Genomic DNA, 9,056 nt, shown 5'->3' on the forward strand with positions numbered 1-9,056 from the left:
GGCGAGAAGCAGGCGGCCCTTGCGGATGCCGCCGCTGCCATTGCCGCTGCCGCGCGCAGGCGTGCGCGATGCCCCGCCGCGCGGACGCGCCGGTGCCTGCTTGCGGGTGGGGCGGCTGGCGCCCCGGGGCGTGCGACGAGCGCTCATGACAATACGGTCTCCGCCGGGATCACATGCGGTCCGGCGCGGCCACGCCGAGCAGGCCGAGGCCGTTGGCCAGCACTTTCTGCGCGGCCAGGCTCAGCGTCAGGCGCGCGTTGCGCTCGCCGGCGTCGTCGACCAGCATCTTGTTGCCGTTGTAGTAGCCGTGGAATTCCTGGGCCAGTTCGCGCAGGGCGTGTGTCAGCTGGTGCGGCGCGCGGTTGCGGGCCGCGTTGGCGACCGCTTCCGGCCAGGCCGACAGGCGCTTGACCAGCTCCTCGATACCGCTGTCGCCCAGCGCCGGCAGCGCCGCCAGGCCGGCTTCCTGGTCGAACTGCCAGCCGCGCGTGTCCAGCTCGCGGAAGATGCTGCTGATGCGGGCATGGGCGTACTGCAGGTAGTAGACCGGGTTGTCGGCGGTCTGCGAGCGGGCCAGGTCGATGTCGAACTCCAGGTGCTGCTCCGGCGAGCGCGTCAGGTAGAAGAAGCGGGTGGCGTCGTTGCCGGCTTCCTCGATCAGCTGCTTGAGGGTCACGAAATTGCCAGAACGCTTGCCCATGCGGCCGGATGACAGCGTGACGAACTGGATCAGCGCCACGTGGAAGCGGTCGCCCTGGCCGGTCAGCGCCTCGATGGCGGCGCGCACGCGCGCGATGTAGCCGTGGTGGTCGGCACCCCAGACGTCGATCAGGGCGTCAAAGCCGCGGTCGAGCTTGTCCAGGTGGTAGGCCACGTCGGCGGCGAAATAGGTGTGGATGCCGTTGTCGCGCACCAGCACGCGGTCCTTCTCGTCGCCCAGCGCGCTGGTGCGCAGCCAGATGGCGCCATCCTGCTCGTAGACATGGCCGCGTTCGCGCAGGCGCGTGATGGCCTTGTCGATGGCTCCGCCCTCGGCCAGCGTGCGCTCGGAGAACCAGGCGTCGAAGCTGACATTGAAGGCGTCCAGCGTGGCGCGGATGTCGGCGAGTTGGGTATCGAGGCCGAAGTCCTGCACCTTGCGGTAGTCGGCGCCGAGCAGGTCGCGCACGCGGCTGATGATGGCGTCCAGATAGGTTTCCTTGCGCGCCTTGATCTCGTCGCCGTCACCTTCCGGGTCTTCCGGCAGGCCGGCGACGACCTCGGCCCAGGGCCGGAAGTAGGCCCGGCCGTCACGCGCCAGCAGCGCTTCGGCGCAGGTCTTCACGTAGTCGGCCGGGTAGGCGCGCGATGGCACCTGCACGGTCTCGCCGCAGGCTTCCAGGTAGCGGGCGTAGACCGACACCGCCAGCACGTCGGCCTGGCGGCCGGCGTCGTTGATGTAGTACTCGGTGGTGACCGCGTGCCCGGTGGCGCGCAGCAGGTTGGCCAGCGCCGAGCCGTAGGCGGCGCCGCGGCCGTGGCCGACGTGCATGGGGCCGGTCGGGTTGGCCGACACGTACTCCAGCAGCACCTTCTCGCCCTGGCCGATGTCCGGCGACGAGAACGCCGCTGCATCGGCGAGGATCTGCTGCACGGCGGCGAAGCGGCTATCGGCGGACAGGAAGAAATTGATGAAGCCCGGGCCCGCGATCTCGACCTTGCTCACCGCGGCATCGGCCGGCAACGCAGCGACCAGCGCCTCGGCGATGTCGCGCGGCTTGCGGCCGGCGGCCTTGGCCGAGGCCAGCGCGAGGTTGGTGGCCCAGTCGCCGTGCGCCTTGTCGCGCGTGCGGTCGAACTGGATGACGGGGGCGAAGTCGGCGGGCAGCACGCCGTCGGCGCGCAGGGTGGCGACGGCGGAGGCGAGCAGGGATTCGAGCAGGTGCTTCATCGGGGACGGGTCCGGGGCGTAGATCGGCGGCGATTGTAGCAATAAAAAAAGGCGGGGCCCCAACCGGGGCTCCCGCCTTTCTCTGTCCACGCTGGTGCGTGGCGACCGCGCTGCTTACTTCTTGAAGCTGCGGGCGCCGAAGCGCTGCTTGAACTTGTCGATACGGCCACCAGTGTCGACGACCTTCTGCGTGCCCGTGTAGAACGGGTGGCAGGCGGAGCACACGTCGATGCTGAAGTTCTTGGCCAGGGTTGAACGGGTTTCGAACACGTTGCCGCAGGAGCAGGTCACGGTGACGGGTTCGTACTTCGGGTGGATGTCGGCGCGCATGGCTATCACCTATCAAGGAACGGGTTGAGGGGGCTTCGCGCTCCTGCCGGGCCGCGCGGGCCGGCTCGCGGCGGGGCGGGGCAGACGGACAGGTACGAAGCCGGACCATTCTCTTGGCCCACCGCGAAGGTATCTTCATCGCGGCCAGGCACAACAAGGGCGCGAATTCTAGGGCATGTACAGGAAATAGCCAAGTGCCCGGCGGCTGGGCCGTTGGCAAGAGGCGGTGGCGAGGCGTCAGCGCGCGGCGTCGGCATCCGCCGCTTCGCCGGCTTTCCGGGCCGCCTCCTGCTTGCGCTGTGCTTCCTTGTCTTTCTTTGCCTGTGCCTTTTCGTCCTCGTCGTCATCGTCCGGGATCACGGCGCCGGCGGCCGCGCCGACCGCCTTGACGCCTACGCCGGCCACGGTGGTGACGGTGCCGACGGCGAATTCGGCGACGTCATAGACGATGCAGCCGGACAGAGGCAGGGTGAGGGCCAGCAGTGCCAGCAGGGGTACGGGTCGGGTCATGACATGGTGCCTGTCGTTTTGCCGCCATCATAGCGCCGATGCCGGCGCGCGTCCCGGGCCTGCGCAAGCGGGTGTCAGCGGTGGTACCCTCCCGCCGCATGACCATCCTCCGGCTCGCCCTGCCTTCCCCCCTGCGCCAGGCCTTCGATTACCGCCTGCCTGCCGCCCTTGCCGCCGATGGCGTGCCGGCCGCGGGCGTCCGCGTGCGCGTGCCGTTCGGCAGGCAGCAGCTGGTGGCGCTGGTGCTGGAGGAGGCCGCCGAGCCGGCGGTGGCGGAGGCGAAGCTGCGCCCGGTGCAGGCGGTGCTCGATGACGCGCCGGTGCTGCCGCCGGCGCTCTGGCGCCTGGCGCTGTGGACGGCGCACTACTACCAGCATCCGCTGGGGGATGCCCTGAGCCAGATGCTGCCGGTGCTGGTGCGCCAGGGCGAACCGCTGCGCGTCGAGCCGGCCCCGGTCTGGCGCCTGACGCCGCGCGGTCTGGCACTGGCGGATGACGGCCTGCAGCGCGCGCCGCGCCAGCAGGCCGCGCACGCGATGCTGAAGGCGCATCCCGACGGCCTGGCGGATGCCACGCTGAAGGGCCTGGGCATCGGCCGCGAGGCCTTGCAGGCGCTGGCGGACAAGGAGCTGGCGGGACGCGTGGCGGTCGCCGCCGGACGGGCGGCGGGCGCCGATGCCTGGCCAGTGCCGCTGCTCGCAGAGGCGGCGCTGGCGCTGAATGACGAACAGCAGGCGGCGGTGGCTGCGGTGATCGGCGATCTGCGGGGCTTCCATCCCTGGCTGCTGCAGGGCATCACCGGCAGCGGCAAGACCGAGGTCTATCTGCAGGCCATGGCGCCGGTGCTGGCGGAGGGTCGGCAGGTCCTGGTGCTGGTGCCCGAGATCGGCCTGACCCCGCAGACCGTGGCGCGTTTCCAGGCGCGTTACCGCTGCCCGGTGGTCGTGCTGCATTCCGGGCTCACCGACCGCGAGCGCCTGCAGGCCTGGCGTTCGGCACGCGAGGGCGAGGCCGGCATTGTCATCGGCACGCGTTCGGCGGTGTTCACGCCGCTGGCGCGGCCGGGGCTGATCATCGTCGACGAAGAGCATGATCTCTCCTTCAAGCAGCAGGAGGGCTTCCGCTACCACGGGCGCGATGTCGCGGTGCGGCGGGCCCAGCTCGAGGACATCCCGGTGCTGCTGGGCTCCGCGACCCCCGCGCTCGAGAGCCTGGCCAATGCCGCCGCCGGCCGCTACCGGTTGCTGACGCTGGCTCGCCGTGCCGGCGGCGCCCGCTCGCCCGGCGTGCGCCTGATCGATGTCCGCGGCCATCGCCTGGTCGAAGGTCTGGCACCGGCGGTGCACGAAGCCATGAAGGCCACGCTGGCGCGCGGCGAGCAGGTGCTGGTGTTCCTCAACCGGCGCGGCTACGCCCCGGTGCTGATGTGCCATGACTGCGGCTGGCAGGCCGGCTGCCAGCGTTGCGACGCGAGGCCGACCCTGCATCGCGATCCGCCCCGCTTGCACTGCCATCACTGCGGCAGCGAGCAGCGCCCGCCGCGCCAGTGCCCGGACTGCGGCAGCACCGATCTGCGTCCGGTCGGCGCCGGCACCGAGCGTCTGGAAGATGGCCTGGCGCCACTGTTCCCGGGCGTGGCCATCCACCGCGTGGATCGCGACAGCACGCGTCGCAAGGGCTCGCTGCAGGCCATGATGGCGCGCATCCACGAGGGCGGCGCGGCGATCCTGGTAGGGACGCAGATGCTGGCCAAGGGCCACCACTTCCCGGCGGTGACGCTGGTGGTGATTCCCGACGGCGATGGCGGCCTGTTCAGTGCCGACTTCCGCGGCCCGGAGCGGCTGGCGCAGCAGCTGGTCCAGGTATCCGGGCGTGCCGGTCGCGCCGAACGGCCGGGCCAGGTACTGCTGCAGACACACCAGCCTGAGCATCCGCTGTTCGCGGTGCTGCTCGGACAGGGCTACAGCGCCTGCGCGCGGATGCTGCTGGAGGAACGGGCTCTGCTGGGCCTGCCGCCGTCAGGCCACCTGGCGCTGCTGCGCGCCGAGGCGACCCGCGCCGAGCTGCCGCTGGCCTTCCTGCAGCAGGCCGCCATGACGGTGCTGCAGCAGGGTGGCGGCGTGCAGGCCTGGGGACCGGTGCCGGCGCCGATGGCGCGCAAGGCCGGCATGCATCGCGTGCACCTGCTGCTGAAGTGCGATGACCGCCGGCGCCTGCATGCGCTGCTGGCGACGCTGGTGCCCTGGCTGGATACGCTGCCGGCTGCACGCCAGGTGCGCTGGTCCGTCGACGTCGACCCCCAGGAACTCGGCTGACACGACGGGTGTGTTCTGGCGGGGGAGAGGGGGCGGGAAATCGTAGCGCAGGCGTTTTTCCCGCCCCCTCTCCCCCGCCAGAACACAAGCGCCCGCACAGCCTCAGTAGGTGCCGATATAGAAGTCGCGCTGGATGCGTCCGGCGTTCTCCGGCACGTTGGCGTAGCGGTCGAAGTCGGTCTCGCCGAGGTGACGCAGGGCATCCTCGTCCAGCCAGCTGACCTGGTCGCCGAAGGTCTGGCGCTGGTCGAGCAGGGCGAAGGCGGCGTCGGCCATGATCTCCGGCTTGCGCGACACCGACAGCCCGGCATCGCCGGCGGTCATGCCGACCGCGGCGGTGGCGATCAGCGTCGCCGGCCACAGCGTGCGCACCTGGATGCCCTTGCTGCGCACCTCTTCGGCGTAGCCGAGGCTGAGCAGGGTCATGCCGTACTTGGTCACCGTGTACGGCGCGAAGGCACCCAGCCAGCCCGGATCGAGGTTGATCGGCGGACACAGGTTGAGCACCTGGCCCTGGCGCTCGGCCAGATGCGGCAGCGCTTCGCGCAGGGTGATCAGCGGTGCGCGCGTGTTGAGGCCGTGCATCAGGTCGAAGTGCTTGGTGCTGGTATTGGCCACCGGCGTGACGCCGAGGAAGCCGGCGTTGTTGACCACCACGTCGATGCCGCCGAAATGCGCCACGGTGTCCTCGATGGCGCGCACCAGCTGGGCTTCGTCACGGGCGTCGACGGCCAGCGGCAGGGCCTGGCCGCCGGCGGCGCGGATCTCTTCGGCCACCGAGTGGATGGTGCCCGGCAGGCGCGCATGCGGCTGGTCCGATTTGGCTGCGATCACGATGTTGGCGCCTTCGCGGGCAAAGCGCAGGGCGATCTCGCGGCCGATGCCGCGGCTGCCGCCGGTCATGAACAGGGTGCGTCCTCGCCACTGGGTCATCGCTGAATCCTCTTTTTGTCCTGATTCGTGACCAATTGGTCACTGCGTGTCGTGAAAAAGCCCGGCCGTGTGCCGGGCTGTTTTCGATAGTGTCAGGGCAGCACGGGTGCTGGCAAGAGCAGGGCGGGGTCTTCCGCTGGTGCCGCGGGAGGCTTGGGCGCGGGCGTCAGCTCGTTCGGGAACCACTCGTCGATGCCTTCGGGGTCGTCGCTGTCGGTCGACTCGCCGGTAAGGCGGTTGATGCGCGCGGAGCTCATGCCCGGCGGGGCAGGCGGCATGCTGTGCGGCATGCCCCGCAGCGCCGTGGTCATGTACTGGGTCCAGATCGGCAGTGCCGCGAAGCCGCCGTATTCGCTGCGGCCGAGGCTCTTCGGATCATCGAAGCCGACCCAGGACACGGCCACCATGCCGGCGTTGAAGCCGGCGAACCAGGCGTCGCGGGCATCGTTGGTGGTACCGGTCTTGCCGGCCAGGTCGCTGCGGCCGAGGCTGAGCGCGCCACGGCCGGTGCCGCGCCGGATCACGTCCTGCAGGATGGTGTACATCTGCCACGAGGCGCGCGGGCGCATGATGCGCAACGCCACCGGGTAGTCCGGCGCGCCGGCCTGGCCAACCGGCTGGACCACGGCGATGTTGCCGCCGCTGCCGCTGATGCTGCCCGGCGTGCCGTCGCCGCCCGCTGTCGTGCTGCTGCCGTCGGCGGCGATGACTTCGCTGCCCTCGACCGGCTCGGTGCTGCCGTCGGCCATGGTCACCGGGGTCGGCGCCGGCAGTTCGCAGGCGCGGCAGACCTTGCGCGGCTCGGCCTGGAAGATGATGCGGCCGTTGCGGTCGACGACCTTCTCGATGAAATACGGGTTCACGCGCAGACCGCCGTTGGCGATGGCCGCGTAGGCGGTGGCCATCTGCAGCGGCAGCACTTCGGCGGTGCCCAGCGACAACGTCAGGTTGCTGGGCAGGCGCGACTTCTCCAGGCCGAAGCGGCTCAGGTACTCGCGCGCCTCCTCGACCCCGACGGCCTGCAGCAGGCGCACGGACACCAGATTGCGCGACAGGTAGAGCGCGCGGCGCAGGGTGATCGGGCCCATGAACTCGCCGTCGGCGTTGCTTGGCGACCAGTTGCCGAAGGTCAGCGGCGCGTCGTCGATCAGGCTGGCCGGCGTGTAGCCGCGCTCCAGCGCCTTGGCGTAGATCAGCGGCTTGATGGTGGAGCCGGCCTGGCGCCAGCCCTGCACGGCGCGGTTGAATTTGCTCTGGCCGAAGTCGAAGCCGCCGACCACCGCTTCCAGCGCGCCGTTCTCCGGGTTGAGGGCGATGAGCTGGCCCTGCACCTGCGGGATCTGCGCCAGACGCCAGCGCTTGCCCACGGCCTGCAGGCGGACGATGTCGCCGACACCGGCGATCTCGCGCGCGTTCTTCGGCACCGGACCGATGCTGTTGACGCTGATGTAGCGGCGCGCCCACTTGAGGTCGTCCCATTGCACGATCACGCGCTCGCCGGTGCGCAGCTCGGCGGTCAGCGTCTTTTCGCCGACACCGGTGACCTGCGCCGGCTCCAGGCCGCCGACACGGCTGAGCGACTTCAGTGGCGTGGCCGATGCCTTGGCCTCGGGCCCGCGCCAGCCGTGGCGCTGGTCATAGGCCAGCAGGCCGGCGATCACCGCCTCGGTGGCGGCGTTCTGGTTGCGCGAATCGACCGTGGTGTAGACCTTGTAGCCGGTGTCGTAGACATCCTTGCCGAAGCGCTCGAGCAGTGACTCGCGCACCATCTCGGCGAGGTAGGGCGCCTGCACGTCCTGCAGGCTGCCCTTGAAGTTGAGGCCGACCGGCGCCTTCGCGGCGACGTCGTGCTGGGCCTGGCTGATGTAGCCGAGCTTGAGCATGCGGCCGAGGATCCAGTCGCGGCGGATCAGTGCGCGCTGCGGGTTGCGTACCGGGTTGTAGGCCGACGGCGCCTTCGGCAGGCCGGCGATCATGGCCATTTCGGCGAGGGTGAGCTGGTCCACGCTCTTGCCGTAGTAGATCTTGGCGGCGGCGCCGATGCCGTAGGCGCGCTGGCCGAGGTAGATCTTGTTCAGGTACAGCTCGAGGATCTCCTCCTTGGTCAGCGAGTCCTCGATGCGCTTGGCCAGCATGATCTCGGTGAACTTGCGGCTGAAGGTGCGCTCGTTGCTGAGGAAGTAGTTCTTCGCCACCTGCATGGTGATGGTCGAGCCGCCGGAGCGGATGTTGCCGGTGGTCAGGATCTCCGTGAAGGCGCGTCCCAGGCCGGCGTAGTCGATGCCCTCGTGCTCGAAGAAGCGGTCGTCCTCGGCGGCCAGGAAGGCCTGCACGAAGGGCTTGGGCACCTGCTTGTAGGTCAGCGGCAGCGTGTGCTTGACGCCGAACTCGCTGATCACCTTGCCGTCGCGCGTGAGCACCTGCAGCGGTGTCTCGTAGTGCACCTGCTTCAGGGTCGAGATGTCCGGCAGCTGCGGCGTCAGCGCCAGGTAGGAGCCGCTGGCGCCGAGGGCGATGCCCGTCAGGCCCAGGCCCAGCCAGCGCAGGAATCGGAAGGAGGAGGGGGCAGCGGTCATTGCAACGGCCTCGCGGGAACGGGGGCAGGACGGCCGGCGCGGTCCCGGCGGGGGCGGCGGCGGATCGGGCGGCGACAGTATAAAGGAGATTGCGCTGACTTCATGACGTTTGCGGATGGCCGGCGGTGTTGCTAGACCTCGGTCATGGCCGCACGGGCGGCCGGCTGACAGGGAGGTCGGCATGGAACACAGGCAACGTCGCGGCTGGCGCCGCGTGCACGCGCTGCTGTGCGGTGCGCTGCTGCTGCCGGTCGCGGCCGACGTGGCGGCGACCGGCAGCGAGATGGCCGGCAGGGCTGTCAATGGGGCTGTTGGCGGGCCGGCGCCTGCGCGTGTCGCCGGCATGGTGTCCGGCAGGGGCGCCAGTCTGGCCCTGCGCGATGCCGATCTCCGTGGCGTGCTGGAGCAGCTGGCGGCATCAGCGGGCCTGCCGGTGCTGATCAGCGAGTCCGTGCAGGGGCG

General features: G+C 70.3%; 7 protein-coding genes. 2 read left to right on the forward strand and 5 right to left on the reverse strand.

Annotated elements, in window-relative coordinates; all coding sequences use genetic code 11:
* Window positions 1-169 precede the first annotated feature (169 nt).
* From argS to C5O18_RS03560, 3 genes are all read right to left on the reverse strand, one after another.
* On the reverse strand, window positions 170-1,930 hold the full coding sequence (gene argS, locus C5O18_RS03550; protein WP_105191521.1) for an arginine--tRNA ligase: 1,761 nt from the start codon (window positions 1,928-1,930) through the stop codon (window positions 170-172).
* Between the two features lie 114 nt (window positions 1,931-2,044).
* Window positions 2,045-2,260, reverse strand: a complete 216-nt coding sequence (gene rpmE, locus C5O18_RS03555) for a 50S ribosomal protein L31 (RefSeq protein WP_105191529.1) — start codon at window positions 2,258-2,260, stop codon at window positions 2,045-2,047.
* Between the two features lie 237 nt (window positions 2,261-2,497).
* Window positions 2,498-2,770, reverse strand: coding sequence for an NF038104 family lipoprotein (locus C5O18_RS03560; protein ID WP_206389712.1), 273 nt, complete (start codon window positions 2,768-2,770; stop codon window positions 2,498-2,500).
* 38 nt (window positions 2,771-2,808) lie between these two features.
* Between C5O18_RS03560 and C5O18_RS03565 the strand changes: the two genes are divergently transcribed.
* The gene (locus C5O18_RS03565) at window positions 2,809-5,085 is read left to right on the forward strand and encodes a primosomal protein N' (protein WP_241146724.1); all 2,277 of its coding nucleotides are present in this window, start codon (window positions 2,809-2,811) and stop codon (window positions 5,083-5,085) included.
* A 102-nt stretch (window positions 5,086-5,187) separates the two neighbouring features.
* Here the strand turns inward: C5O18_RS03565 and C5O18_RS03570 are convergent, their stop codons facing one another.
* Both C5O18_RS03570 and C5O18_RS03575 read right to left on the reverse strand, forming a co-directional pair.
* Window positions 5,188-6,018, reverse strand: a complete 831-nt coding sequence (locus C5O18_RS03570) for an SDR family oxidoreductase (protein ID WP_105191525.1) — start codon at window positions 6,016-6,018, stop codon at window positions 5,188-5,190.
* Between the two features lie 92 nt (window positions 6,019-6,110).
* Window positions 6,111-8,594 carry a penicillin-binding protein 1A gene (locus tag C5O18_RS03575; protein WP_158249255.1) on the reverse strand — a complete coding sequence of 828 codons (2,484 nt, stop codon included), beginning with the start codon at window positions 8,592-8,594 and terminating at the stop codon, window positions 6,111-6,113.
* Window positions 8,595-8,775: 181 nt separating this feature from the next.
* On the opposite strand from C5O18_RS03575, the gene C5O18_RS10350 reads away from it, so the two are divergent.
* Window positions 8,776-9,056, forward strand: a 281-nt coding sequence (locus tag C5O18_RS10350; protein WP_206389713.1) for a hypothetical protein, incomplete at its 3' end; no start/stop codon positions are given.

Source organism: Amnimonas aquatica (genome assembly GCF_002943415.1).
Taxonomy (GTDB): domain Bacteria; phylum Pseudomonadota; class Gammaproteobacteria; order Pseudomonadales; family Moraxellaceae; genus Perlucidibaca; species Perlucidibaca aquatica_A.

Excerpts from the sequence above, each read along its gene's own strand:
- rpmE (WP_105191529.1), bottom strand. The coding sequence starts at position 2,260 with ATGCGCGCCGACATCCACCCGAAGTACGAACCCGTCACCGTGACCTGC.
- C5O18_RS03575 (WP_158249255.1), bottom strand. The coding sequence starts at position 8,594 with ATGACCGCTGCCCCCTCCTCCTTCCGATTCCTGCGCTGGCTGGGCCTG.
- argS (WP_105191521.1), bottom strand. The coding sequence starts at position 1,930 with ATGAAGCACCTGCTCGAATCCCTGCTCGCCTCCGCCGTCGCCACCCTG.
- C5O18_RS03565 (WP_241146724.1), top strand. The coding sequence starts at position 2,809 with ATGCCGGCGCGCGTCCCGGGCCTGCGCAAGCGGGTGTCAGCGGTGGTA.
- C5O18_RS03570 (WP_105191525.1), bottom strand. The coding sequence starts at position 6,018 with ATGACCCAGTGGCGAGGACGCACCCTGTTCATGACCGGCGGCAGCCGC.
- C5O18_RS03560 (WP_206389712.1), bottom strand. The coding sequence starts at position 2,770 with ATGACCCGACCCGTACCCCTGCTGGCACTGCTGGCCCTCACCCTGCCT.